This is a genomic window from Cloacibacillus evryensis DSM 19522, assembly GCF_000585335.1.
In the GTDB taxonomy this organism is placed as follows: Bacteria; Synergistota; Synergistia; order Synergistales; family Synergistaceae; genus Cloacibacillus; species Cloacibacillus evryensis.
Genome location: NZ_KK073872.1, coordinates 2,416,407 through 2,443,123 on the forward strand (window position 1 = coordinate 2,416,407; position 26,717 = coordinate 2,443,123).

The following is a 26,717-nucleotide window of genomic DNA, read 5'->3' on the forward strand; positions in this document are numbered from 1 at the left end:
TCCGTTTGCGCAAGCAAACATTTTAAACTTCCTTGGAGGGCGGCTAGTGCCGAATGCGTCAATCGGCCAGCGTCAGGAACCCCTCGCGTATCGCGTATTTCGTGAGCTCGGCCATGCTTTCGCAGCCAAGCTTGTCCATGATGCGGCGGCGGTGGGTATCTACGGTGTTTTTGCTTATGAAGAGCGCGTCTGCGACCTGTTTGCTGTTGCGTCCCTTGACGAGGAGCTGCAGCACCTCTATCTCGCGTTCGGAGAGCGGGCTCGCGCAAACGACGTCTTCGTTGCGGAGCAGCCGCAGGTAATCGCCGACAAGCACGGTACATACCTTCGGCGAGAGGTATATCTCTTTCCTGCTCACGGAGCGGATCGCGTCAAGCATCAACTCCGGCGAGCTCTCTTTCAGGACATAACCGCGCGCGCCGGCCTTCAATGCTTCGGCGATGAAACGCCGGTCATTATGCATAGAAATGACAATGACGGCGATATCGGGGAATTCAGAGCATATCTTCTCCGTCGCCTGTATGCCGTTCATATTGGGCATGGTGACGTCCATCAGGACGACCTCCGGCTTTAACTGCCGGACAGCGTTTACAGCCTCAAGCCCGTCGGAGGCGGAGCCTACGATCTCAATATCTTTTTCCCTGCTCAGCAGGCTCCTGAGCCCCTCGCGGAACAGCTCGTGGTCGTCGGCAATGAACAGTCTTATCATCGGGTTTCATCCTCCTCCCGCAGATCGCTTATCTTGATTTTTAACGGCGCGAGCAAAGAGACCGTGGTTCCGTCCTTGTTGGAAACTATCCGCATGTCGCCCCCGATGTGCAGAAGCCGTTCCCTGATGCTGAATAGGCCGAGTCCGGCGGTATTGCCCCTGCCTGGGATGAAGTTTTTCCGCATACCGACGCCGTCGTCGTCGATCACGACCTGTATCTTGTTCGGTCCTCTGTTCACGTTGATGTGGACATGTTTGGCCTTCGCGTGTTTGATGACGTTGACCAGCAGCTCGCGCGACATCCTGTAAAGAATGACGCAGACGGCGTCATCCGCAGGGTGGTCTTTCTGCTGCCCCCGCGTCGAAACGCTCCACATTATACCGCGCGGCGTCAGCAGCTTATCAGCGAGCGCCTCCAGAGCAGGCGTGATGCCCACTTCAAGCAGGATCGGCGGGCTCAGCTCGAATATCAACTGACGGCTCTCCGCGATCATCCGCTCCGTAGCGTTTATGGCCCCATCCAGGATAGATTCGGCGGCATTCGGATTGTAGTAGTTTTCTTTAAGCTTGCGCAGGTCAAGCAGCAGCGAAAGCAGCGAGTGGCCTATGCTGTCATGCAGGTCGGTCGCGATCTCGCGTCTCGTAGTCTCTTCGCTGATCGTGAGTTTGGTCGCAAGCTCGCGCAGCATCGATTGGTATTTGATCAGTTTTTTCTGTTTGTCCTTAAGTTCCGCCTCTGATTTTTTGAGCTCCGTCCGGTCAAGAAAGATCGTCGCCGCAAGGTCTTCGGCCAAGGGAAATGCTATCGCTTCAAGGTATTTATCGGTGTAAACGCTCTCGCTCTCACAATGAACGGCGTGCTTCTCTTTCACGCAGCGCTCTATTATCTCGGACCAGCAGGGCTCGACGTCCGGCCATACTTCAAGAAAACTTTTCCCGATCACATCCTCGCGTCTTACTTTATTCACCGTCTCGTAGGCGCTGTTCACATTGATATATATGATGGAGGAGGCTCCTCGCGTGCCGATATCGGGCTCGATCTTATAGAGAGCGATGGGATTGAATGTCTGTTCAAAGAAGAACTTTTCAAAAAAATTATTTTCTATCATGACGATCGACCATCCATCTGGAATTTATTTGCTTAATTATACTCTATACCGTTGATATAAAGGCCGAACTGCGCGTAGGCGCAAATTCGATCGGCGGCGCAAACAAAAACCTCCGCGATATCCCGGAAGCGGCATCTGCGGAGGCTCGAATCTCTATCTCTTGCTTTTGAACGCCGCGGCTAAAGGCGGTAAAAAACCACGTTATCTTCCCCAGGGGCAGGCGGCGAGGCAGAGGCCGCACGTCCCAAGGCCGAATACCTTTTCCATGTCGTCCCAGTAATGAAAGCAGCTATCCGCGTCAAACCGTTCGGAGAGTTCTTCGGAGGAGCTGAAAGCGCGCCCGCGCAAGGCGCCTACCGGGCACGCATCCCGGCACTTGGTGCAGCTTCCGCACCGGTTGGGGATCTCGGCGTCCGGCGCGAAGGGAGCGTCGGTGAGTATCGTTCCGAGCCTCATACGCGGCCCCACCTGCGGGTTGATGACGCTGCAGCTCTTTCCGACCCAGCCAAGCCCCGCTTTGGCGGCGGCGATCCTGTGGCTGAATACCCCGATAACACCCAGCTCCGTCTTGGGAAGCTCCGCGGGATCTCCGGCCTCTGCGACGATCCGGTGTAGCCCCTTTGTCCGCGCAGCAGGGCGGTAGTCCGAAGCTGGAACGGGGTAAGACCTGAATCCGGCACGCTGCAGCCTGTTGGCGGCCATGACGCTGATGCGGTCGATCTCGCGGTTTATCGTACTGTAGACGGTGATGTAGTTTCGCGTCGGGGCCTCAAGCTGTTCCTGCACGACCTCTTTGGGAAAGAATATCGCAAAAGAAACCGCCGTCGGGAAAGAAGAAAAATATTCACCGTAAACCTTTTTTATGTAACTGCTCTCGCCGCTCAGGCCGGCGACGGCACAGAGGTCGGCTCCCTCAGCCTTGACGAACGCGATGATCTCTTCTTTGACTATGCTCACGCGAATCACCCTCCAGGTAAAATAATTTTCGTGTCAAACGATATAGATATTTTACACGTCAGGCCTGACGATGTGCAGACTTCGATCGCAGAACCAATCGTAGACCGTATACTCCGGCTTAGGCTGCAGGCGCAGGCGTTCTATGCTCGTACCGACGATAAAGAGCGGATTGGCCGGTTCGATGAGGTTTTTGCCGTCATAGGAAAGGCGCTCGTAAACGGCGTCAAGCTCCCTCTCGTTGTCCGTCACGATGACGAGCATCGTCCAGTTTTCCTGTTGCTGGGAATCGATGTCGGCATAGCCGGGGATGTAGACCCGCCGCTGGCCGAGCAGAAATAGGTGCAGCTTGCCGATCGCGTCGTATATTTCGTCGTAATGCACGCCGTCTGCGCGCAGGAAGAAAAGGCGGTCAGCGTCTTTCATGTAGTAAATGTCGTCTGGTAGATGCGCCTCTTTGCGATACAGCGCAAAATCATAGCGGCTCCTCAAAATGAGGTTGAAGCGCACACTGTCGGCCTCCACGCCATTTATCGCCATCCATTTCAGCATTCCGGATTTACCGGGAGGCGTGATCCCCCTGGCGCCTACACCCCATTTCGGGAAAGCGCCGCAGAAGGAACGGACGAGCGGGGATTCCGGCCACATATACTTGACGCGGCCGTCCTCAATTTTCCAGAGCTCTTCCCTCGCCAGTTTGGGCACAGAGGGCAGCGTCTCGTTGACCGAATATTCTTTTATTCCAAATTGACCGATAAAGGCCCTCTCCATCAGAAGGTAAAGACGGTTGTTCCAGAGGGCCTTTTCGGCGTCAAATTTACCGATCGGAAGGGCGGAAAGATAATGCAGCTTCGCGCACTCCTGACGTCTTTTTTCTCCCTCTTCCGTAAGGATATAGCCACCGCCGTCCTTAACCAGCAATCCATTTCCGGATAGCTCCGAGAGAGAAGATACATTCTCTCCGACAAGGACAAAGGTCTCCTCATCCCAGCAGGGGAATTTATCTTCAAAAAGAAGCAGTGCGCGGTCCATAATATTATCTCTCCCCTTTTTCCTCTTTCGTAAGCGCCTTCCAGAAGGACGCGCAGGCGCAGATCATTATCAGCGAGAATGGCATCGCCGCCGCCAGAGAAACTGTCTGCAGGTTCTGCAGGCCTCCGGTAAGAAGGAGCACTACCGCGAGCGCCGCCATCAGCACGCCCCAGACCAACATTTTGCTCTTGGGCGGATTGAGGTCGCCGTGCGTCGAAAGCATCGCCAGCACGAAGGTGCCGGAGTTGGCGGAGGTGACGAAGAATGTTACGATCAGCACAAGCATCACGACCGACATTATCTGGCCGAGAGGGTAATGGCTGTACATCTCAAATATCCCGACCGAAACATCTTTTAGAACCTCGACGGATACGTTTATCTTCTGAACCAGCTCAAGATGCAGCGCCGACGTGCCGAAGATCGCAAACCAGGTGAAGCTGCCCAGAGCCGGCACGATGAGCACGCCGCTGACAAATTCCCTTACCGTGCGCCCGCGTGATATTCTGGCCACGAACGAGCCGACAAAGGGCGCCCATGATATCCACCAGGCCCAGTAGTAGAGCGTCCAGCCGCTGAGGAATGATTCATAATCCCCGCCGTAAGGCGCCAGCGTGAAACTCTCCTTCACCAGGCCGCTGAGGTAATCGCCGACCCCGGTCATCAGTGAATTGACGATGGGGAGCGTCGGGCCCACCAAAAATAGCGCCAACATCAGCAGCAGGCAGACCCACAGGTTGAAATCCGCCACCACCTTGATGCCCTTTTCTATGCCAAGCGCCGCCGATCCGGTGTACAGGACTGCGAGTATCGCGATTATCGCTATTTGGATAAACATGCTCTTCGGAATGCCGAAAATCGCGTTAAGGCCGCTGTTGAGCTGCAGGGTGCCAAGCCCCAGCGACGTGGTGATGCCGGCAAGCGTCGCGAAGATGGCCAGGATGTCGACCGTCTTGCCAAATGCGCCGCGGACCTTCTCCTCACCTACCAGAGGGATGAAGATCGAGCTGATGAGCCCGGGAGAATTGTGGCGGAACTGGTAGTAGGCAAGCGGCATGGCGATGACGGCATATCCGGCCCAGGGGTGGAGCCCCCAGTGGAAGAAGGATATCTGTATCGCGTCGCGCGCCGCTTGTACCGAGCCGGCCTCCGCTCCAAATGGCAGCGATCCAAAATGAAAAAGCGGCTCGGCTGCTCCGTAGAATACCAGGCCGACTCCCATTCCGGCAGAGAATAGCATGGCGAACCATGACATATTGCTGTATTCGGGACGCGAGTCGTCCGGGCCGAGGCGTACATTGCCGAAACGGCTCAGCGCCACGGCGATGCAGAATATTACAAATAGATTCATAGTCAGCATGTAGCCCCATCCGTAATAACTTGTGAGGCCGCCGTTCAGAATCTTTGCGAAAGCACCGAAGCTCTGCGGGGAGACGAGCCCCCAGAACACCAGCGCAAAGGTTATGGCGATAGAGATTATATAAACCATATTTTTTTTAGAGGCAGTGCCGTTATCTGTTTTTTCTGACATTGCTAGATTGCTCCTTTGCAGCCAGGTAGTCAAAACTATGAGACGAACTACAACTGCGGGGCGTTGTAACGCCCCGCTCTAAACGCAAATAGCTAAATGCTTACTTTGAATACCTTGGGTTCATTGATATCTTCCGCGAGCGCGTCAAGCGCGACGCCGACTCTGTGGTAACGGAGCGCCCACTCTTCTTCTTTCGAGAGCGTGGGATCGCCGAGAGGATAGGGAACGGATGTCGTGGGAACTATTCTGTTTGAGCCGACCGTCTTCGCGACGTCGATGAGGTTCGCCATGACGACGACGGGGAATCCTGCGCGTTCAATTTCTTTGGCCATCGTTGCACCGCAACGAGTACAGGTTCCTCAGGTGGCGGTGAGGATCACGGCGTCAACTCCGGCCTGTTTCAGCTCGGCGGCGATCTCCTTGCCGAACTTTGCCGCGTAGTTCTGCGTCGTCCCCGTGCCTACGGTCACATAGTAGTAGTCGTAAAGCTTCGCGAATTTGCCCTCTTTCTCGTAGGCGCGCATAGCGTCGAGGGGAATGCCGCGGTCAGGAACCGCACACATGGCTTCGGGGTCAAATCCGGCGTGGATCGTCTTAAACTCTCCGGCGGGAAGGCGGTCCATACCGGCGATGTTGTATTTGCCCCACTTCTGGGCGGAGGCGCTCTGTATCCTGTCTGGGTTATCCGAGGGAACGACGCCGCTCGAAGATACCAGCGCTATCGTGCACTGCGACAGATCCTTCACCGCCGCTGCCGGCGGTATCCTGTCGGTCTTCGGGATCACGAGCTCTGTCTGGAATGGTTTGCCGTTGAGTTTCTTGACAAGCATGTCGATGACGCGGTCGGCGGCCATCACTTCGCCTGGCGCGGGGATCTCGCTGCGGATGCCGCGTGGGAAATAGCCTTCATCCGCGGCGGGGAGAAGCTTCTCGCCCTTCGCGATCTTCTCGGCATACTTCGCCATCAGCGTGAGGTCGTCCTTCATAAATGTCGCCTTGCGTCCGCCCTTGAAGATGATGCAGGAACTTTTGTACTCCTCAACTCCGGGGTTTTCCTCGTTCATCGATGTGATGACGGGCACGCCGTAACGCTCGGCGACGGCCTTGCAGAGAAGTCCGCAGCCTACTCCGTAACGTCCGGCCATAAAGGCTGGACCGGCGAAGAAAATATCGAACTGCTTCGTGTCGAGCCAGGCGAATATTTCCGCGAGCGCTTCGTCCGTGTGGTTGGTGATATAGTTGTCGCCGCAGACAAAGGTATTTGTGACTTCCACATCCGGCATCATCTGATTGAGCATCAGCGAGCAGCCGATAAGTCCGTCATGGAAGATCGGCTTACTGTCAGCCGCGTCTTCGCCGCCCACCTGGCCGAAGAATTGGTTTATATAATGTATGGCTTTCATCTGTTTCGCCCCCTTAGAAATCGGCGCAGCTTCTGCGCGAATAGCCGCTGATGTGGTTTGCGCAGAACATGCCGTTGTTTTCCATTACACAGCTGCCGTCTGGATTGATGCATCCTTCCCAGCCGCCGGAATTGCCGTCGCGGGCAAGAGCTTCAAGTTCGCCGATGACCTCCATCGCCGGCATTTCGTAGAACTGCGACACGTTGCCGGTGGTCACCAAAGCGTCGGTGGCGGGGTTCATCGAAACGAGCGGCTGAGAAGCGCCGTCTCTCCCGGTCGCCTCGTCCGACAGCCCTATCGTCTTGATGCCAAGCCTCTCAAGCTCGACGAGCATCGCCGTGTAGTCGACGTCGGGGTTGCCGTACCCCTCTTCGGCGACGACGGCGCCCTTCGCGCCGACCGCCGCCGCGATCTGGCCCGCGATCTGTACGCAGCGCGCCTTCTCTTCCATCTTCGGGTTGAGGGTCGAAAGGATCACGCCCAGGAAGTTGATCGTCTTTCCATGCTGGGCATAGAGGCGCTTTATCATCGGGTTGGTCGAAAATTCATAGGTGGATATTTTTGAGGAGCTGGGCATGAAGCTGCCGGAGACGAGGCATCCGTCAAGGAACTCGTTGGGATGCATGAAGGTCGGCAGCATCCTGTTGCCGTCCCATCCGTAGACGAGGGTGTTGTAGCCAAGAGCCTCCATCTGCGTCTGCGGCTGAAGGACATAGACTACGCCGGGAAGGGCCGCCGTCTTTTCGTCGCGTTCGTTGAGAGCCGGCAGGTCATAGACGTCGATCTCCTCGGGCTCCATATCGCGGACGCATTCGGCGATATGTTCAGCGAGGCGCAGGCCGGCCCAGCGGATCGCGTGGTTCTTCTTCTGCTGTTCCCTCTGCTCGTCAAGTTCGCTGGTGTCGGCGACGAGAACGAGGTTCGGCATATCTCCCCATATCGTGTAGTGCTGATAAGGGCCGCCCATGTCGATCAGTCCGTCCTGAAAACCGCCCCAATGCTTTCCTACGGAAAGGAGCGTCACTCCGTCAAGGACGTGGGTCCTCCCCATGCCGGCCTGACCCAGCGGGCTCGTCACGCCGGGATATGCGCCCTCGCCGCCGTTGACCTTGCATCTGAATTCCACCGAGTCTTTCACCGGGCAAAGTCTCACCATATCGCCGGGATGTACGACCTTAAGGTCGGCCTCGGTGATATATTTGTCTTCGCACACGACCTTGAGCGCCTCTTCCTTATTAACTGTGAGGACGCCGCCGCAATAGGCCGTCTTATCGCCAAAGACGATGTCTTTGACTTTGAACTTGCCAATTTCCAGTCTCATGTTTTTCCTCCTCCTATATTTAATAAATCTTATTGCGCGCTGTTCTTTATGTGAAAAGATACACGAAAACACTATTCAGCCTCAATGAGGGAAAACACTAAAAGTTTGTCATGTTTTACACTACACGGGGTGTCACGACGAATTGCATCCGTCAATATATAAGAACCGTCTCTTCGCCGATGCTATATAATAATGGGCGAAAAGACGGCTTCTTAATACTTGATAAGGAGGCAACAGACAATGGCGGAACGTCCCGAAATAAATATCCCAAGGCTGATGGCTGCCTATTATACTGAACATCCCGACATGGCGGACAAAGGACAGAGAGTCTCCTTCGGCACCTCCGGGCACCGCGGCTCGTCGCTTAAGGACAGCTTCAACGACGACCACATCGCAGCTGTCGCGCAGGCGATCTGCGAATACCGGCAAGCGCGGCGGATAACGGGGCCGCTCTTCATGGGAATGGACACCCACGCGCTCTCGGAGGCGGCGCTGCGCACGGCGGCGGAGGTCTTCGCGGCAAACGGCGTCGAACTGCGCCTGCAGGAAAACTTTACCTACACGCCGACACCCGTCGTCTCTCACGCGATACTCGGCTGGAACAGGAGGCCGGGAGCGCCGACGGCGGACGGCGTCGTCATAACGCCGTCCCACAATCCGCCGCAGGACGGCGGTTTCAAATACAACCCGCCCAGCGGCGGCCCCGCCGGGACCGATATCACGAAGCTGATCGAGACGCGCGCCAACGAATTGATCGAAGAAAAGCTTGCGGGCGTCAAGCGCGTCGGTTTCAAAGAGGCCGTCTCGCGCGCCAATGTGCGCTTCATCGACTACGTGGCGCAATATACGGCGGAATTGGGAGAGATCATCGACATGGAGGCGATCGCAGCCTCCGGCCTCAAAATCGGCGCGGACCCTCTCGGCGGTTCCGGCGTCTTTTTCTGGGAGCCGATCGCGGAGCGGTACGGCCTTGACATCGAAGTCGTCAACAAAAGCGTCGACCCGACCTTCTCATTCATGCCGCTAGACCATGACGGCAAGGTCCGCATGGACTGCTCCTCTCCGTGGGCGATGGCGAAGCTCGTCGCGCTCAAGGACAAATATGACATCGCCTTCGGCAACGACCCGGACTACGACCGCCACGGCATCGTAACTAAGGACGGACTGATGCAGCCCAACGCCTATCTGGCCGTCGCCATCGACTACCTGTTTACTCACCGTCCCATGTGGCGCGAAGAGTCGATGGCCGGGAAGACCCTCGTCTCAAGCTCGATGATCGACAGAGTCGCGGCGGGCGTCGGACGCAAGGTCTACGAAGTCCCCGTCGGCTTCAAATGGTTCGTCGACGGACTGCTCTCCGGCGCGCTCGCCTTCGGCGGCGAGGAAAGCGCGGGAGCCTCATTCCTGCGCAAAGACGGTTCCGCCTGGAGCACCGACAAGGACGGCTTCATCATGAGCCTGCTCGCGGCGGAGATCACGGCGGTCACCGGCAGGTCACCCAGCGAGCATTACGCTGGAATGACGGAGCGCTTCGGCACGCCCTATTATTCGCGTAAAGACGCCCCCGCCTCGCGCGAAGAGAAGGAGAAGCTCAAAAAGCTCTCCCCCGCCGACGTCGCGGCCGAGACATTGGCGGGAGAAAAAATCACGGCAAAGCTCACCGCCGCCCCTGGCAACGGCGCGCCGATCGACGGCCTCAAGGTAGCAACGGAAAACGGCTGGTTCGCCGCCCGCCCCTCCGGCACGGAAGATATCTACAAAATATACGCCGAGAGCTTCAAGAGTGAGGAGCACCTGAAAAAAATCAACGAAGAAGCCAGGGCGATCGTAGCCAAAGCCATCGGATAAACAAAAAAAAGACACGCTCGCAAAGCCGCTCTGCGCTAGGCAGATCCGCATCCTCCGGCTAATTTGATATTGAATATTGAATCAGCCGGAGGTTTGTATGGTGTATATAAAACGGCATTTGCAGGGGCTGACCGCTAAACAGCCCCGCCCTATGAGGGCTCCGTCCCGCCCGTAGAAAGGGGCCGGACGATCCCGCTCTCTATGATATGATCTGACCGCCGCTCAGGCATACCTCCGCCAGTACCATCTCAGCGCCTCGGCTTCCGCACGTTTGATAAAATCATCCTTGCCGTCGCAGTAAGCGCCGATATCGTGCGGAAACTTCTTCGCCAGCGCCAGTTTCAGCTCTTCGTAGGCGGCGCACACACCGGCATTTTCCCGCAGATAATCGCGAAAGGCGAGATGGCGCGTTATTTCGTGGACGCTGTCGTACTGGTAGGCGTGTATCTGATGTGTGCGGCGTGCGCCTCCCTTGCGAAAGTACCTCCGCCCGGGCAGCCCGAATTCTCCCATCGCCTCGTAGCCGGCCCCGGCGAAGACCTTCTCACGTCCATCAAGCCGGGATATATCGGCGACGACGGCCAGAATGTCGATGACAGGCTTCGCCGCAAGGCCGGCGACCGAGGTGCTTCCAATGTGGAAGAGATTTATCAGATCGTCTCCGAGTATCCCGCGCACCATCGCCGCCTCTTTTTCAAAAGCCTCAGTCCACCCCGGGTCATGTTCAACGACCGTCACTTCGATATGGCCGGCATTTGTCGGATTCATCGGACCCTCTCCTCTCGTATTCCTGTCAGCCGCGGACAGGTATTTTCCGCTTAACCGTTATATTACCATACCCCAATGAACTGAGAATCATTAAATGCGTTTAAGAATACAGGCCTATTGCCGCCCGTGCCGGACAAAATCATTGTTTGGCAAAGTTGCCGCATACTTATAGTCCTTGCAATATAGATAACGGTATATCGATATATGTATACCGATATACATATTCTCATATCTTCATAAAACGCTTACTCTCCATTATCATTCTACTTAATGAATTGAGAATTTTTTCACATTCATAACAAACGAAGAACTTTCTATTTGGGTAAAACCGGACAGGAGTGTTGAGAATGGCAAAAGAGACAACGAAGAAAGAGCGGATCGTCGATAGTGTCGAGTCGCTTAACGCGAGAATGGCCGAGGTACGCGAAGCGCAGCGCAAGTTCGCTCTCTACACGCAGGAGCAGGTGGACAGGATATTCCTCGCCGCGGCTACGGCCGCCAACAAGGCTCGCATCCCCCTCGCGAAAGCCGCCGTCGAGGAGACCGGAATGGGCGTCATGGAGGACAAGGTGATAAAGAACCACTTCGCCTCCGAATATATTTACAACTATTATAAGGACGTCAAGACCTGCGGCGTCATCGAAGAGGACAAGGCATTCGGCACGCAGAAGGTCGCGGAGCCCGTGGGCGTCATCGCCGCGGTCATCCCCACGACGAACCCCACCTCGACGGCGATATTCAAGTCGCTGCTCGCGCTTAAGACGCGCAACGGCATCGTCATCAGTCCCCACCCGAAGGCGAAAAACTCGACGATAATGGCCGCCCGCATCGTGCTGGAGGCGGCGGTCGCCGCCGGCGCGCCGGAGAACATCATCGCCTGGATAGACATCCCCTCGCTCGATATGACGAACACCGTCATGAGGGAGGCCGACCTCATCCTCGCCACCGGCGGCCCCGGCATGGTCAAGGCCGCCTATTCAAGCGGCAAGCCGGCCCTCGGCGTCGGCGCCGGCAACACTCCGGCGCTCATCGACGAAAGCGCCGACATTCAGCTCGCGGTAAGCTCAATCATCCACTCGAAGACCTTCGACAACGGCATGATCTGCGCTTCGGAGCAGTCGGTCATCGTGCTTGACCCTATTTATGACAAAGTAAGGGCGGAGTTCGCGGCCAGAGGCTGCTATCTGCTGAACAAGCGGGAGACGGAGCAGGTGCGCAAGACGATCATCGTCAACGGCGCGCTCAACGCGGCGATCGTAGGGCAGAGCGCCTTCAAAATAGCCTCGCTCGCCGGCGTCAGCGTACCTGAGAAGACGAAGATACTGATCGGCGAGGTCGAAAGCGTCGACATCAGCGAGGAGTTCGCGCATGAAAAGCTCTCGCCCGTTCTCGCGATGTACCGCGCGAAGGATTTCAGCGACGCGGTGGCGAAGGCGGAGCGCCTTATCGCCGACGGCGGCTTCGGACACACCTCTTCCGTTTACCTCAACGCCGTGACAGAACGGGAAAAGCTTGATTACTTCAAGTCCCGTATGAAGACGGGACGCGTCCTTGTCAATACGCCCTCGTCGCACGGCGGCATCGGGGACGTCTACAACTTCAAGACCACCCCCTCGCTGACGCTCGGCTGCGGCTCCTGGGGCGGCAACTCCGTCTCGGAAAATGTCGGCGTCAAGCACCTCATCAACATCAAGACCGTGGCCGAAAGGAGAGAGAATATGCTCTGGTTCCGCGCCCCTCAGAAGTTATACATTAAAAAGGGCTGCCTGCCCGTAGCGCTGCGCGAGCTGAAGGAGGTCCTTGGCAAGAAGAGGGTCTTCGTAGTAACGGACAGCTTCCTCTACAATAACGGATACACAAGGGCGATCACCGACCGCCTCGACGAAATGGGCATCACCCACACCACCTTCTTCAACGTAGCCCCGGACCCGACTCTGGCCTGCGCGCGCGAAGGCGCGGCGGCGATGCACGCCTTTGCCCCCGACTGCATCATCGCGCTCGGCGGCGGCTCTGCGATGGACGCCGGCAAGATCATGTGGGTCCTCTACGAGCATCCCGAGGCCGATTTCATGGATATGGCGATGCGCTTCGCCGATATCAGGAAGCGCGTCTACACATTCCCCAAGATGGGCGAAAAAGCCTACTTCATCGCCGTGCCTACCTCGGCGGGCACCGGCTCCGAGGTGACGCCCTTCGCGGTCATCACCGACGAAAAGAGCGGCGTCAAGTATCCGCTCGCGGACTACGAGCTGATGCCGAACATGGCGATCGTCGACGCAGACATGATGATGAACGCCCCCAAGGGGCTGACGGCGGCCTCCGGCATCGACGCCGTGACCCACGCACTCGAGGCCTACGCGGCGATGCTCGCGACGGAATATACCGACGCGCTCGCGCTGCGCGCGCTCAAGTCTATATTCGAATACCTGCCGCGCGCCTACGACGACGGCCCCAACGACCCCGTGGCGCGTGAGAAGATGGGCAACGCCGCGACGATGGCGGGCATGGCTTTCGCAAACGCCTTCCTCGGCGTCTGCCACTCGATGGCCCACAAGCTGGGCGCCTTCCATCACCTGCCGCACGGCGTGGCCAACGCCCTTATGATAGAATATGTGCTGCGCTTCAACGCCGAGGAGGTCCCCTCAAAGATGGGCACCTTCCCGCAGTACGCCTACCCGCACACCCTCGCGCGCTACGCCGAGGTCGCCGATTATCTCGGCATCAAGGGCAAGAACGACGGCGAGAAGCTGGAGAACCTCATCGCCGCCGTAAACGCGCTCAAAGAGCGCGTCGGCATCAAGAAAACGATCAGGGAATACGGCGTAGACGAGAAGGCATTCCTCGCCACACTCGACGAGATGACGGAGCAGGCCTTCGACGACCAGTGCACCGGCGCAAATCCGCGTTACCCGCTGCTCTCCGAGATAAAAGAAATGTACCTCAAGGCCTACTACGGAAAATAGGAGGAGGATACGAAGATGAAACTTGAAAAAATCATTGCAGTACGCACCTCAAAGACCGTCTTTCGCGACGGGGACAAATGTATAAAGCTTTTTGACGGAGATCACTCGAAGGCGAAGATACTCTCCGAAGCCGCGACGCACGCCAAAGTCGAGGAGAGCGGGCTGCCCGTGCCCAAGGTGCTCGAGGTGACGAAGGCGGAGGGCAAATGGGCGATCGTCTCGGAGTTCATCGCCGGCAAGACGCTGGACCGCCTTATGGACGAGTCGCCGGAGAAAAATGGCGAATATATGGAGCGCTTCGTCGAGGCGCAGCTTAAGATCAACGCGACAAAGGCGCGCGGACTCGAAAAGCTCAAAGACCGTCTCGCCGAGAGCCTCTTCGCGGCGGAACTTTCCTCCTCTACCCTCTACGAACTCCACATGCGCCTCGAATCGCTGCCGGCCGGCGACAAAATATGCCACGGCGATTTCGCGCCGAGCAACCTTATCGTCGCCGACGACGGCAAAGATTATATTGTAGATTGGTCGCACGCGGCGCAAGGCGCGCCCGCGGCCGACGCGGCGAGGACCTATCTGCTCTTCTGGCTCGCCGGGGAGATCGACGGCGCCGACAGCTACCTCAGCCTCTATTGTGAAAAGAGCGGCATCGCCAAAACGGAGATACAGAAGTGGATACCGCTGCGCGCCGCCGAGAGGCTCGCGCGGTGCAAGGCGGAAGAGCGCGAATTTCTGCTCTACTGGGTCAACGTCGTCGACTACGAATAATAAAAGGCAGGTAATAGAGATGATAAAGATCAAAGTCTGTATTGGAAGCGCATGTCACGTAAAGGGCTCACGCCAGGTCGTAGAGGGGCTCCAGTTTCAGATCGCCGAACACTCGCTTAAAGACCGGATCAATCTCGGCGGCGTATTCTGCATGGGCCGTTGCCAGGAGGGCGTCTGCGTCACCGTAGACGATAAGTTCTTCTCCGTCAGCCCGCAGGAGGTCGCCTCGTTCTTTGAAAAAGAGGTACTGCCTCTGACGAAATAAACGATATTTTCCACGCATCGCACGTCGCCCCGCCGAAAGAGACAGCCGGCGGGGCGACGTGCGCCGTTCGGACGGACGAAAAACGGCGGACCTTTATTGACGCGTCTGCCCGGCCCCCGCGTGATATTCGTTTCACAAATCCCCCTCCGAGATGTTACAATAAACGCTGTTAAAATCCTTTTGCAGAGGGGTACGATCTAATGCGTTATGTTGGAACCGTTTCAAGGGGGATACGCCTCCCGGTCGTCACCAGGGGTGCCGATATTGTAAAGATCATATCCGACAGCATAATCAATGCGGCGGAATCGGAGAGAGATAGATTCGTAATGAGGGACCGCGACATCGTCGGCGTGACGGAATCGCTCGTGGCGCGCTCGCAGGGGAACTATGTGACGCTGGACGACATTTCAAACGATGTCGCGGCGAAGTTCCCCGAGGGAGACGTGGCGGTGATCTGCCCGATACTTTCACGCAACCGCTTCCACCAGCTGCTGCGCGGCATGGTAAAGGGGATAAGGGGCCATGTCCACGTCGTCCTCACCTATCCGTCTGACGAGGTCGGCAATCAGCTGATCGAGCCGATGAACTATTACCTCAACAGCGCGAAGCTTTCGGGCGAGTGCTTTGACGAAGAGGAATATTACAGGGTCTTCGGCGAATACAAACATCCTTTCACCGGCGTCGACTACGTACAGCTCTACAAGGGCATCGACCCCGGCCGCGTCAGCGTGCATTTCTCAAACAATCCGCTCTCGGCGCTCAAATTCGCTAAACAGGTGATCGTCGCGAGCATCCACGCGCGCCGGATACACAGGGACATCCTCGAAAAGGGCGGCGCGGGGAAGGTCGTCACGATGGACCAGATATGCAGCGGGCCGGCGCGTCCCGGAGCGGGATATAACAAGGACTACGGGCTGCTCGGCTCGAATTACACGAACGACGAGTCGGTAAAGCTCTTTCCGCGCGACTGCGGCGAATTCGTCGGCAAGCTCCAGACGGAGCTCAAAAGACGGACGGGGAAAGATATCGAGGTGCTCGTCTACGGCGACGGCGCTTTCAAAGACCCCGTCTGCGGCATCTGGGAGCTGGCGGACCCCGTGGTCTCCCCCGGCTTCACCGACGGGCTCAACGGAATGCCTAAAGAGATAAAGTTCAAGTACGTGGCCGACAACGCCGGCGAAAAGGACCCAGCGCAGGCGGTCGAAGAGGCGATACGCGCAAAGAACGACCTTGATAAATTCGGACACTCGACGCTCGGCACGACGCCGCGCCGCCTGACGGACCTTGTGGGCTCGCTGTGCGACCTCACCTCCGGCTCTGGCGACAAGGGTACGCCCGTGGTCTATATCCAGGGCTACTTCGACAACTACCTCGATGACTGAGCTTGAGAACGTTCTTCCCTTCAGCGGCATAGACCCGCGCGGACGCGTAAAATTCTCCGTCCTGCTGGAGATGTTCCAGCAGATGGCAGACGAGGACGCCTCAAAGTACGGCCTCTCGGTGCGCCAGACCCTGGAGCACGATATCACCTGGGTGCTGCGCAAGTACCGCATCGATCTTGAGAGGTATCCGACCAAGGAGAGCGGGAACATCACGATAAGGACATACGCCGAACCGTTCAGAAACCTCTTCTCGCTGAGAAGCTTCAAACTCTGGGATTCGCACGGCGGATTCCTCGGCTCCGCCTACACGTGGTGGGTGTTGATAGACTTCATCAAACAGCGCCCGATACGCCTTGACAAATGCGAGCTGATGAAGGCTTTCATGGACAGGCTCACCGACGATCTGCCGGACGACGTGAAGGTGCCGGAGGTGACGGCCCCTGGGATCGAGGAAAGGTGGAAGGTCCGCTGGCAGGATCTTGACGTCAACGACCACACCAACCACGCCGTATACTTCAACTGGGCGCTCGACACGGTGCCGGACGAAGTTCCCGAAAAGATGGAGCCGGTCTTCGTCGAGGGGGAATTCCTGCGCCCCGTTCCGCGCACCAGGGTGCGCTGCCTCACGCAGGAGCTTCCCCGCGAAGAGGGGCGCTGCTTCCTCCATTCGCTGCGCCATCTGGAAGACGACACTGAATACGCGAAACTCTCGTCAAGGTGGAAGTAGACTATTCAATCGGCTGCACGTGAGGTGTTCCTATGAAAGTGACCATGCAGGATGTCGCGAATCACGCGGGAGTGGACAAGGCTACGGTGAGCCGTGTCCTTCGCGGCGACCACCGGATATCGGAAAAGACCAAGATAAAAGTTATGGAGAGCGTGCGCGCTCTCGACTATAAACTGGACCGCAACGCGAGAAACCTCTCCACCAATACCAGCGGCCTTATCGGGGTCGTGCTTCGCGACCTCAACAGGCCGTGGCTCGGCGCCTTTCTCGCCGGCATCGACCGCGCCTTCGCCAACTCGGAGTATGAGATACTGCTGAAATCGACCGAGGGCAACGCGATGCGCGCCAGACGCGAGTTAAGTACCCTTGACGGGCGGCACGTGGAAGGCTTGATCTGGGGCGACGCGGAAAATTTTCCGCGGGAGCCGCGCGTGCCGGCGGTCTGCCTCGGCTTCACCGCACCAGGAGCCTATTCCGTTACGATGGAGGACGCGGCGGACGAGCCCTCTTTTGAAACCGGCGTGCTCGTCGGACGGATGATGCTTAAGATAGTCGCCGGCAAGCCAGTGCCCGGCAGGGAGATACGCGTCATGCGCTCACGGGAAGGAGACTGACGAATACGACGTTGAAGAATACAAAAAACTGCCGCGATATTTTATTGCTGTTATTGATCATTTTTGCCTTTCCCGCGTTCTCATACGCTTCGGAGAAGATAGAGACAGACAAGATACACGGGCCGAAGATAGAGGAGCTCGCGATGCTGATAATATCCAACCCCGACGCCCAGATCATGGCCGCCGAGGCGGGAGACCTCGACATCGTGGGCGATATCGCGCGCCCCTCGGACATCGACCGTCTGAGCACGAATAAAAACTTGCAGATGTCCCTCGCGCGCGGCATGCACGCTTTTTTCCTGCTGCTCAACAACGGGGCCGCCCCGTGGAACGACAGGGACGTGCGGCGCGCCGCCGCGATGGCGATCGACCGGAGCAGCATCGTCCGCATGATCTTTTCCGGTTACTGCGAACCGATAAATTCATGGCTGCCTCCGGTGTCGCCGTGGGCGCTCGCAAACAGCGCGGAGGATATCTACGACCCCGGCGCGGCGAAGGCGCTGCTGAAGAAAAAGGGCTACACATGGGACCTCGCGGGGACGCTGGTCGCGCCCGACGGCAGGAAACTCCCGACGATGAAGCTGCTGACGCCGCTCGCCCGCGTCGCGCCGACGACGGCGGAGCTTGCGGAGCTGATCGCCGATTCGCTGAAGGCGGTGGGCTTCCCCGCCGAGGTGGACCCGATAGATTTTTCCACGATGATCGCGAGGCTCGACCGCAAGGATTATTCTCTGGCCGTGCTGGCCTGGAGCATGGGACGCAATCCCGATTCGCTCTATTCTTTTTATCACAGCGATATGGACGTCGAGGGCGGCTATAACATGACGGGAATAAGGGACGCGCGACTGGACAAAGCTCTCGCCGAACTGCGCTACGCACCGGACAGGAACGCCGCCGAAAGGGCCTCTCGCAAGGCGCAGCTCCTGCTGCTCGACCTGATGCCCTCGGTGCCGATATACAGCCGCATCTCGGTGGCGGCTATCTCCAACAAGTGGAAGAATATTTTCACCACGGACAAGATGACGGCGGACAATATATGGACGCTACTCACCGCGGAACCGAAGGACGGCAGAATGCGGCCGCTGACGATGCTGCTGCCGGAAGAGCCGCGCAACCTCAACCCTTTTACCGCCTCTTCGGCCTATTCCTGGCAGGTGCTCGGCATGATATATGAATCGATGCTGTCCACCGATCCATACACACTCGAAAACATGCCGTGGCTAGCCGCCTCGTGGGAGGTCAACACTACGGGAACGGGCGGGGCGCGTCACACGGAGCTGACCTTCAAAATCAGGCGCGGCCTTCGCTGGAACGACGGCAGTCCGCTGACGGCGCGCGACGTCAAGGCAAGCATCGACTTTATCCATAAGAACAAGATACCGCGCTTTTTCGACTCGGTGAAGAATATCAGGCGCGTGGAAACTCCCGACGACTACACGCTGCGCGTGGTGATGGACGGCGTCAGCTACTGGTACCTCGACAATGTCGCGGGGATCCCCGCGATCCCGAAAAAGGTCGTGGACAACATCAAGGACTGGCAGAGCTGGGACCCGCTCAACGCCAAAAACACGGGCGGCCCGCGCGGCCTCGTGGGGAGCGGTCCCTTCATGCTTAAAAGCTACAAGCCCGGAGAGTATGTGATGATGGTGAGAAATCCTTATTTCCGCCTTTTAGGGAGCGGCGCAAAATGAGCAAAAGCTGGTTTTTAAAACGCCTCCTTTCATCTTTTATCGTACTCGCGGCGGTACTGGTGCTGAATTTCCTGCTCTTCCGCATGATGCCCGGCGACGCGGTGAGCACGATCATCGATCCTTCCTTCTCTCCCGAGGCCAAAGAGAACCTGCGCGCCCTTTACGGCCTGGACCGGCCGCTCTGGGAGCAGTTCGTCATCTATATCAGGCAGATGCTCACCTTCAGCTTCGGCCTCTCCTTCCTAAGCAGGAAACCGGTCTGGGACGAACTTGTCTCGCGCCTGCCCGTAACGCTGACCCTGACGGTGAGCTCGATGGCGATCTCCTCCGCGCTCGGCGTATGGCTGGGCATCAAAGCGGCGCTGAACCGCGGGCGGCTGGCGGAAAAGATCGTGCTGCGCGCGAGCGCCGTCACCTCTTCTTTCCCGGGCTTCTTCGTCCAGCTCGTGCTGCTGATGCTCTTTGCGCGCGCGCTGCCGCTCTTCCCGCTGCGCGGCACGCTCTCCGTGCCGCCGCCTACGGGCGCGCTCGATATCTTTTTGGACTACGGCTGGCACATGGCGCTGCCGGTCCTCTCGCTTTCGCTGATGGGCTTCGGCGGCTGGGCGCTCTATGTGCGCAACCTGATGGTGCGCGCGCTGAACGAGGACTTCGCGCTGATGGCGCGCGCGCGCGGCCTTTCGCGCGGACGCGTCGTCTGGCACGCCTTCCGCACGATCCTGCCGCCGATCCTGACGATCCTCCTGATGTCAGTCCCCGGGCTCGTCTCGGGCGCGGTGATCACGGAGTCGGTCTTCTCGCTCCACGGAATCGGCACATTCCTGCTCGAAGCGATCTCGGGGCACGACTATCCAAGCGCGGGAGCCTCCTTCTACCTGCTCGCGCTCATCACCGTACTCTGCAACCTGCTGGCCGACGTCGCCTACGGCCTCGTAGACCCGCGCGTGCGCATCGGGGGCAAGGTACAATGAGAGACATCCTCACGCGCAAAAGCGTGATCGCCTTCGTCATAATTTCCCTCGCCGGCCTTTTCGCGCCCCTTATGACGGCCCAGTCTCCCTACGCGATATCGGGCGCGCCGTTTGCCCGCCCCGTCTGGTGGCGCAGCGCCACGCTGCCGGCGACACGCGATTTCGAGATCAAAGACAACCGCCTTGAGATCGAGTGGAACAAAAGGCCGCCGGCGATATTCTCGCTGACCGGCCAGATCGCCGCGGAGCCCGGAGCCAACGTGCGCGTGATCTGGCACACGCCGGAAAGAGACTATCTTCTCGACGACCTCAGCGGCTCAAGTTTATATTGGATAAATCAGGACGGACGCGACATGATCTTCAAACAGGCGCTCGGGCTGCCGCTCATCAGCAGGAGCGTCGACTACCTGTTCCCGCTGCATGGAAGATACGCCCTCACCGTGGAGGGGGCGAAGAGCGCGGAGCTGAAGCTATCGCTGCCAGGCGAGCGCCAGGGGCTAATGGGCACCGACCAGCGCGGACGCGACGTCTTCACAAGACTCATCTACGGTATCCGCACCTCGCTGATCATCGGCATCAGCGCGACGATCATCGCCAGCCTGCTGGGGATGGCCTTCGGCCTTACGGCCGGCTACATCGGAGGCTGGTGCGATACGCTCATCATGCGCCTCGTCGACATCCTGCTTTCGATACCGACGCTGCCGATACTGATGGTGCTCGCCGGTATCTGGGGCAAGGGGCTCTGGCAGCTCGTATTGATACTTTCGATATTTTCGTGGATGGGTACGGCGCGCTCCATCCGCGCGCTCGTCCTCACAGTGCGCGAAAGCCCCTGGGTCGAGTCGCTGCGCGCGCTCGGCGCGAAGCGCGGATATATACTCTGGCGGCATCTCGTGCCGGAGACCGCGCCGATACTGCTCGCGAACATCGCGCTCGGCGTGCCCGGAGCGATACTCGCGGAGGCGGGGCTCGCCTTCCTCGGTCTCTCCGACCCGCGGCTCATCTCCTGGGGGCGCATGCTCCACGAGGCCCATTCCTTCGGAGCCTTCACCGAAGGGGCCTGGTGGCTGCTGCTGCCGCCAGGCTTAGGCATCGTCGCGGTCTGCCTCATATTTATGGATATGGGCAAATTCCTTGAAGAAAAAATAGACCCGAGGCTCGGCGGAAAATGATACTAGAAATAAAAGACCTCTGCGTCACATACAACAAATCGACCAGCCCCAACGACGCGGTGCGCGGCGTCTCCCTCTCGCTCGCCGACAACTCCTTCAGCGGCCTCATCGGCGAATCGGGCAGCGGCAAAAGCACGATAATAATGACGCTGCTCGGCCTGCTGCCCGGCGACAGCGCCGCGAGCGGCGAAGTCCTCTACAAGGGGCGGGAAATACTCAACCTTCCCGAGAATGAAATGGCCTCCCTGCGGCAGCGCGAGATCGCCCTCATCCCGCAGGGGGCGCTCAGCTCCTTCACGCCGGTGATGACGATCGGCCGCCATATGCGTGAGGTGCTAGAACTGCACCTTGGCCTGCGCGGCGGGACCGCCGAACGAAGGATAACGGAACTCCTTGAGGAAACGGAGCTCCCCGCCGCCGTCGCCGCGCGTTATCCGCACGAACTCTCCGGCGGACAGAAACAGCGCGCCGCGATCGCGATCGCGCTCTCCTGCGAACCGAAGCTCGTCCTCGCCGACGAACCGACGACGGCGCTCGACGTCATCACCCAGGCGGCGATCCTCAAATTACTGGAGCGGCTGCGCCGTGAAAAAAATCTGACGATACTGCTGGTCACCCATGACCTGCCGATGGCGGCCTCCGTCTGCCAGGAACTGTTCGTAATGAAAGACGGAGAGCTGATCGAAAGCGGCACGCCGCGCCGACTGATCGACTCGCCGCGCGAGCCGCACACCAGGGCGCTCATCGCCGCGATGCTGTAATATGGTGAAGAAGATGGAAAACATACTGGAAATAAAAAACCTTACAATAGAATTCCGCACGCGCGGCGCCAAAGGCCACCGCGCTCTCGACGGACTGGACCTCGCCCTGGAATACGGAGAGACCCTCTCGATCGTCGGCGAATCGGGCAGCGGCAAAAGCACGCTGCTGCGCGCGGCGATGGCGCTCATCCCGCCGACCGCCGGCGGCGTCTCGCTCTTCGGCAAAGACACGGCGCGCGTCTCCGCCCCGGAGCTCAACGGCCTGCGCCGCCGCTGCGGCTACGTGCCGCAGGACCCCTACGGCGCGATACCGCCGGGGCTGTCAGTTATCGACGCCGTGACGGAGCCAGAGATCATCGCCGGGGTCAGGAGGGCAAAAGAGGAGCGCCGCGAACGCGCGAAAGACCTGCTGGCGGAAGTAGGCCTCACAGGCGAGAGGATACTCTCCTCGCGCGCCGTAGGACTCTCGGGCGGGCAGCGCCAGCGCGTCGAACTGGCGCGCGCCCTGATGCTCGACCCCGAACTGCTGCTCTGCGACGAGCCGACCTCGATGCAGGACGCCTCGACACGCGGGGAGATAATCGAGGTGCTGCGCCGCCGCACCGAAAAAGGAATGTCGATGCTCTTCGTCACCCACGACCTGCTCCTCGCAGCCCACGCGGCGCGAAAGATCATCGTCCTCAAAGACGGCAGGCTCTGCGAAAGCGGCAACTCAAAAGAGGTGCTCGCCGCGCCGAAGCATCCATACACCAAGGCGCTGCTAGACGCGCTGCCACGAGTAAATCGGCGCTTAGACGATGGAAGGGAAAGATAAACCGCGATTTACGCCTTAAAAGCCTCCCTCGCCGAGGGAGCCGCAGGCCGTGCGATACAAATAAAAAGGCTGCCCTTGGATCTATACCGCTCCTTGGACAGCCTTATATTTCAAAAAACTATTTTATCGCCGCGATGACCCTCTCAACCGCCTGCAGGGCGTCCGGCGGCAGGGCGTCCATGCCTCCCTTTTCCGTTTCGCGCGACTTGATGAACAGGAGGCGGTCGTTCATCCTGTTGGTGAACTGCTGCTTGTACGTCCAGTTGTTGAAGTCGGGCTCAAAACCGGGGATGGCCATATATTCTATGCCGGGGATGCCGCCGAAGGACTTCCAATCCGCTTTATTCTCGACGATAGCTTCGAGAATTGAAAGCGTCGTGTTCTTTTCGACCTTCTTGTCCATAAAAGAGCCCGTGTTGAGGATATAGCAGTCCACGCCGTCCTCGAAGAGAGTGCGGAAGCGGATGTAATCCATCGCCAACGGGTAGGTGCGGAAGGGGTTCGCGTAGCTCTCGATCACCAGCGCGTCGGGATCGACCCCGGGGGCGAGGCGTTCCGCGGAGGTACGTTTCGTGGCAAGCGTCGAGCCCATAACCGAGGCCAGCGACGGCCCCGTGAGCCTCACCACCGGCGGCAGCGTCGGGTCCTTCATAAGCCAGCAGATCGCGTTGAGCGGTTCGTCGATCCTGTCGATGCGGTTCGGCGTCCAGAAACGTGACTTTACGGCGCGGCCGTTGCCGTTGCGGATGTCTTCGCTGACCACCATCAGCTTCCCGTTTTCGTCGCGCGTCACGCCGCAGTTCTGCAGAGAGAGAAGATATTTGTTGTCGGGACAGCCGATCGGATAGTCCTGCATTTTGTCGAAATATGCCGGCTCGAGCGCTATCGCGTACTTCTCCTTGACGTTGATGATGACGGCGTCGTCGTGAAGCACGGTGACATTGTACTTATCTTTGTGTTTCGCGTGCGTTATGGTGGACTTGCCGGAACCGGAGAGGCCGAATACGGCGAGAACATACTTCCTGCCGCTGCCGTCCTTCAGCTCATAGCGTTTCAGTCCGCCGTGGCAGGAGGCATAGCCGTTGCGCGCGGCGGCGCCCCAGGCAAGCGTCAGCGTTCCCTTCTTGAACTCTCCGAAATAACGCATCCCAAGGATCGCGGCGCAGTTCTGTTCAGGAGAGAAGAAGGCGAGACCAAGCGGATAGTCGGGATGAGTCCAGTAAGGGTCGGCGTAAACGAAGAGGTCGCCGTCGTTCGGCAGCTCGCGGGAATTCTTGTAGCGCTCCGCGTACTCGTCGTTAAGATACTGGAAATTAAGCATCCAGCTGTAAAGGTTGTTCTCAAATCCCTCCGGCATCATAATGTTGGCCTTGACCATGAAGTCCTCCTCAAGGCCGATGATCGCCTGGGCCGAATAGAACCGGCGGAAGCGGGCGTTATGGATGGCTTCGCGCAGCAGCGTCGCGAGGTCGGGCACGGATACTCCCGGATGCCCCACTATCCTGCGCGCCGCGGCGCAGCGCCCGAATATCGCGCCGTCGTTGAAAAGCAGCACGTTCGCATCCTCGGGAAGGCCAAGCTCCGTCGGCCGGTGGACCGGCATGCCTGTCAGTTCCACAGTTCCGGGACTGTCCTTCGCAAGCCCGTAGGCCTCCCTGAGATCTTTGACCGGGGAGACATTGTTGCCGTAAAAGGCCGTCTCGATAGTCGTCCTGATGGGTGTGGCGTTGAGCCGCTTGAAACTCTCCATATCCACAAAATGCCCCTGCGTAGCCATGGTTTTTCCTCCCGTATTAAAGAAAATTGTAACTAATTAGTTATATTTCTGTGACCTATGCGTAGCATACATCAATAATTAAAATTGACAAGAGTTTTGATACAAAGTAGACAATTTCAGAATATTAAAAAAGCGGCCGCTCATATATAAAAAAAGGGGATAAATCAGGGGACAAAAAAAGAGCCCCGCGCGGAGGCTCCCTTGTCTTACAAACAAAATGTGTCCAATAAATTACTTGAGTTTGACGGTGTAACCGAGTGAAACGACCTGCGTCAGGCCATCGTGGATGTAGGCGGAAGAGAAATCGGCTCCGCTTATATGAGACTGAACATCCCTGTTGCCTGCCCATATCGCTGTGTATGCGAATGAAAGCTCGCCATTAGCGTTCGGACGGTATTTGAACCCGATGCTGCCGCGGTGGCGGTCGCCAGTCGGTACAGTGAAGTCCATCGTGTCATCAGGGACGGGGCTCTCGTCAAAGACATAGCCTCCGAGAATGCTCCACTTCTCGCTGAGCTTGTGCTCAATACCTATACCGATACGCCAAGCTGCCTTCCAATCCTTACGGGACTCGGATTTATTTGTTTTACCAAGTATGGCGTCGTCAAAATAGAGGTTGAGTGCATTGTAAGTCGACCAATTGGTCCAAGTGGCGTTTATTTCCATACGCGTCCTGTCATTGAATTTATGACCTAACCCAAAAGAGAGCGAATCCGGAAGCGTGACCGTGCCGTGCGCCTGGGTATCAAGGCGGTAGGGGCCTGTAAGCAGGCTCCCCTCAAATTTCGCGTCGGCGTCCATCGTATGCTTTACTCTCGCGCGATATACGACGGCGGCGGAAGTCTTCGGCGTAAAGTCATACATCACGGAAGCCACCCAACCAATATTGGTGCTGTTTCCCTCAACATCGGAATCGATATCCCCCAGAGAGAACGGGCTGGCCACCCCTGTTATCGCCGGCACAGTCTTCCTCATTCTCAGCTTAATATAGTTGACGTCAAGTCCGACTGCCGCGGAGAGCTTGTCGTTGATCTTAAAGGCATACGTCGGCTGGAATGTGATACCCTGTATCCCAGAATAGATAGTGTCGTAACGTCCCGGCCAGAGGTCGTCATATTCGATCTGATTCCCAAAACGCGGGAAGATCGCGACGCCCCACCACGCGTTCTTTCCTGCTTTCGTCGCGTAATACATATAAGGGACAAAAGCTGGGCTGTATTCGTTATCCAACTCATTCCCGTTATTCCGGTTCAAGATGGAATTTTTAAACGATACCGACGTCGCGGCGTTAACCCAGCTGGTACCGACGCTGAGATACGTACCGTTCAGTTTCGTGATCTGCGCGGGGTTGTACGCTAACACCGATGGATCATTCTCGCCGAACATGTAGTTATCTCCCATCGCGGTACCGGCAGCGCTCCACTCATATACACCAAAGCCCTCGGCAAAAGCGGAGGTAGGGACAGAGAGCGCAAGCAGCATCAGCATTAATGCCGCAACCAATATTCTCTTCTTCAAATGAACACAATCCTTCCGTAAGAAAATTAATTAATATGCCCGAAATTGGGATGCTTCTGCCCCAGGCTCGGGGTGACGACCGAGATTTCAATGCTTACATCCGTGCCCTTAGTGTAATACGAGGTAAAATCAGCCAGGGTGCGCGACTCGAGGTACCGGAAAAAAGCGCGCGACAACTCGTCCATCATATCGCCGATAAAACATTTTTTACCGCGGCAGCCATCAAGGCGGCAGCCCCGCGATTCAAAGGGCCCGCCGAGCAGTTCAAAAATGGGATAAAGCGGCGTTTCGGATGGTACGCAGTTGAGCCTGTAGCCTCCGCCTGGTCCGCGGACGGACTTTATCAGGCCGCCTTTATTAAGACGCTGTAAAACCTTTGAGAGATGGGGCTCGGAAGTGCCTATCGCCGCCGCCACCTGCTGAGTGGTGAGGCACCTGTCAGGTTCATTGGCAAGTTCCCCAAGAGCGTGAAGACCTAAAAGCAACGGTTCGGGCAAATCTACTATCGGATTCAGAATGTTTTCCTCCTTCCATAGCATAATATTGGAATAATGGATATTTTATTCCACTTTTATCAGACGGTCAAGTAGCGAATTTTTTAGTTTGACGCGGATTCCTTAACCAT

23 protein-coding genes are annotated in these 26,717 nt (G+C 57.8%); 12 read left to right on the forward strand and 11 right to left on the reverse strand.

Annotated features, from left to right (window positions below):
* Window positions 1-58: 58 nt before the first annotated feature.
* The 7 genes from CLOEV_RS10865 to CLOEV_RS10900 form a co-directional block, all read right to left on the reverse strand.
* Window positions 59-709 carry a response regulator transcription factor gene (locus CLOEV_RS10865; protein WP_034443672.1) on the reverse strand — a complete coding sequence of 217 codons (651 nt, stop codon included), beginning with the start codon at window positions 707-709 and terminating at the stop codon, window positions 59-61.
* Complete coding sequence (locus CLOEV_RS10870) at window positions 706-1,818, reverse strand: sensor histidine kinase (RefSeq protein WP_034443675.1); 1,113 nt, start codon at window positions 1,816-1,818, stop codon at window positions 706-708. Before CLOEV_RS10870 ends, CLOEV_RS10865 begins: the two co-directional genes overlap by 4 nt.
* A 201-nt stretch (window positions 1,819-2,019) precedes the next feature.
* On the reverse strand, window positions 2,020-2,775 hold the full coding sequence (locus CLOEV_RS10875) for a 4Fe-4S double cluster binding domain-containing protein (RefSeq protein ID WP_051485042.1): 756 nt from the start codon (window positions 2,773-2,775) through the stop codon (window positions 2,020-2,022).
* Between the two features lie 51 nt (window positions 2,776-2,826).
* Window positions 2,827-3,804 carry a hypothetical protein gene (locus CLOEV_RS10880; RefSeq protein WP_034443677.1) on the reverse strand — a complete coding sequence of 326 codons (978 nt, stop codon included), beginning with the start codon at window positions 3,802-3,804 and terminating at the stop codon, window positions 2,827-2,829.
* A 4-nt stretch (window positions 3,805-3,808) separates the two neighbouring features.
* Window positions 3,809-5,332, reverse strand: a complete 1,524-nt coding sequence (locus CLOEV_RS10885) for a BCCT family transporter (RefSeq protein ID WP_008712821.1) — start codon at window positions 5,330-5,332, stop codon at window positions 3,809-3,811.
* 92 nt (window positions 5,333-5,424) lie between these two features.
* On the reverse strand, window positions 5,425-6,735 hold the full coding sequence (locus CLOEV_RS10895) for a glycine/betaine/sarcosine/D-proline family reductase selenoprotein B (protein WP_084482352.1): 1,311 nt from the start codon (window positions 6,733-6,735) through the stop codon (window positions 5,425-5,427).
* Between the two features lie 13 nt (window positions 6,736-6,748).
* A complete protein-coding gene (locus CLOEV_RS10900) occupies window positions 6,749-8,056 on the reverse strand; it encodes a glycine/sarcosine/betaine reductase component B subunit (protein WP_034443687.1) in 1,308 nt (435 codons plus the stop codon).
* A gap of 240 nt (window positions 8,057-8,296) precedes the next feature.
* On the opposite strand from CLOEV_RS10900, the gene pgm reads away from it, so the two are divergent.
* Entirely contained in the window at window positions 8,297-9,904 is a 1,608-nt protein-coding gene (gene pgm, locus CLOEV_RS10905; RefSeq protein WP_034443690.1) for a phosphoglucomutase (alpha-D-glucose-1,6-bisphosphate-dependent), read from the forward strand.
* 222 nt (window positions 9,905-10,126) lie between these two features.
* On the opposite strand, the gene CLOEV_RS10910 is transcribed toward pgm, so the two are convergent.
* Window positions 10,127-10,672 (reverse strand): GrpB family protein, encoded by a 546-nt coding sequence (locus CLOEV_RS10910; protein WP_034443692.1) that lies wholly within the window; start codon window positions 10,670-10,672, stop codon window positions 10,127-10,129.
* 347 nt (window positions 10,673-11,019) lie between these two features.
* Here CLOEV_RS10910 and adhE point away from each other — a divergent pair, with 347 nt between their 5' ends.
* From adhE to CLOEV_RS10965, 11 genes are all read left to right on the forward strand, one after another.
* Window positions 11,020-13,635, forward strand: coding sequence for a bifunctional acetaldehyde-CoA/alcohol dehydrogenase (gene adhE, locus CLOEV_RS10915; protein ID WP_034443695.1), 2,616 nt, complete (start codon window positions 11,020-11,022; stop codon window positions 13,633-13,635).
* Window positions 13,636-13,650: 15 nt separating this feature from the next.
* On the forward strand, window positions 13,651-14,400 hold the full coding sequence (locus CLOEV_RS10920) for a phosphotransferase (RefSeq protein ID WP_034443698.1): 750 nt from the start codon (window positions 13,651-13,653) through the stop codon (window positions 14,398-14,400).
* 19 nt (window positions 14,401-14,419) lie between these two features.
* Window positions 14,420-14,665 carry a (2Fe-2S) ferredoxin domain-containing protein gene (locus tag CLOEV_RS10925; protein WP_008712835.1) on the forward strand — a complete coding sequence of 82 codons (246 nt, stop codon included), beginning with the start codon at window positions 14,420-14,422 and terminating at the stop codon, window positions 14,663-14,665.
* Between the two features lie 200 nt (window positions 14,666-14,865).
* Window positions 14,866-16,047, forward strand: coding sequence for a coenzyme F420-0:L-glutamate ligase (locus CLOEV_RS10930; protein WP_008712837.1), 1,182 nt, complete (start codon window positions 14,866-14,868; stop codon window positions 16,045-16,047).
* Window positions 16,040-16,774: an acyl-[acyl-carrier-protein] thioesterase gene (locus CLOEV_RS10935; protein ID WP_034443701.1), complete on the forward strand. Its 735-nt coding sequence runs from the start codon at window positions 16,040-16,042 to the stop codon at window positions 16,772-16,774. The genes CLOEV_RS10930 and CLOEV_RS10935 overlap by 8 nt, the downstream gene beginning before the upstream one ends.
* A gap of 32 nt (window positions 16,775-16,806) precedes the next feature.
* A complete protein-coding gene (locus tag CLOEV_RS10940; RefSeq protein ID WP_008712841.1) occupies window positions 16,807-17,388 on the forward strand; it encodes a LacI family DNA-binding transcriptional regulator in 582 nt (193 codons plus the stop codon).
* An 11-nt stretch (window positions 17,389-17,399) separates the two neighbouring features.
* Window positions 17,400-19,079, forward strand: a complete 1,680-nt coding sequence (locus CLOEV_RS10945; protein WP_051485043.1) for an ABC transporter substrate-binding protein — start codon at window positions 17,400-17,402, stop codon at window positions 19,077-19,079.
* A complete protein-coding gene (locus CLOEV_RS10950; RefSeq protein ID WP_034443704.1) occupies window positions 19,076-20,050 on the forward strand; it encodes an ABC transporter permease in 975 nt (324 codons plus the stop codon). The genes CLOEV_RS10945 and CLOEV_RS10950 overlap by 4 nt, the downstream gene beginning before the upstream one ends.
* Entirely contained in the window at window positions 20,047-21,222 is a 1,176-nt protein-coding gene (locus CLOEV_RS10955; RefSeq protein ID WP_034443706.1) for an ABC transporter permease, read from the forward strand. The genes CLOEV_RS10950 and CLOEV_RS10955 overlap by 4 nt, the downstream gene beginning before the upstream one ends.
* The gene (locus CLOEV_RS10960; protein WP_034443709.1) at window positions 21,219-21,983 is read left to right on the forward strand and encodes an ABC transporter ATP-binding protein; all 765 of its coding nucleotides are present in this window, start codon (window positions 21,219-21,221) and stop codon (window positions 21,981-21,983) included. The genes CLOEV_RS10955 and CLOEV_RS10960 overlap by 4 nt, the downstream gene beginning before the upstream one ends.
* 1 nt (window position 21,984) lies before the next feature.
* The gene (locus CLOEV_RS10965; RefSeq protein ID WP_034443714.1) at window positions 21,985-22,797 is read left to right on the forward strand and encodes an ABC transporter ATP-binding protein; all 813 of its coding nucleotides are present in this window, start codon (window positions 21,985-21,987) and stop codon (window positions 22,795-22,797) included.
* A 118-nt stretch (window positions 22,798-22,915) separates the two neighbouring features.
* Here the strand turns inward: CLOEV_RS10965 and CLOEV_RS10970 are convergent, their stop codons facing one another.
* The 3 genes from CLOEV_RS10970 to CLOEV_RS10980 form a co-directional block, all read right to left on the reverse strand.
* A complete protein-coding gene (locus CLOEV_RS10970) occupies window positions 22,916-24,574 on the reverse strand; it encodes a phosphoenolpyruvate carboxykinase (ATP) (protein ID WP_008712854.1) in 1,659 nt (552 codons plus the stop codon).
* 231 nt (window positions 24,575-24,805) lie between these two features.
* A complete protein-coding gene (locus CLOEV_RS10975; RefSeq protein WP_034443716.1) occupies window positions 24,806-26,092 on the reverse strand; it encodes an OmpP1/FadL family transporter in 1,287 nt (428 codons plus the stop codon).
* A gap of 26 nt (window positions 26,093-26,118) precedes the next feature.
* A complete protein-coding gene (locus CLOEV_RS10980) occupies window positions 26,119-26,577 on the reverse strand; it encodes an RrF2 family transcriptional regulator (RefSeq protein WP_169732223.1) in 459 nt (152 codons plus the stop codon).
* Between the last annotated feature and the right edge of the window lie 140 nt (window positions 26,578-26,717).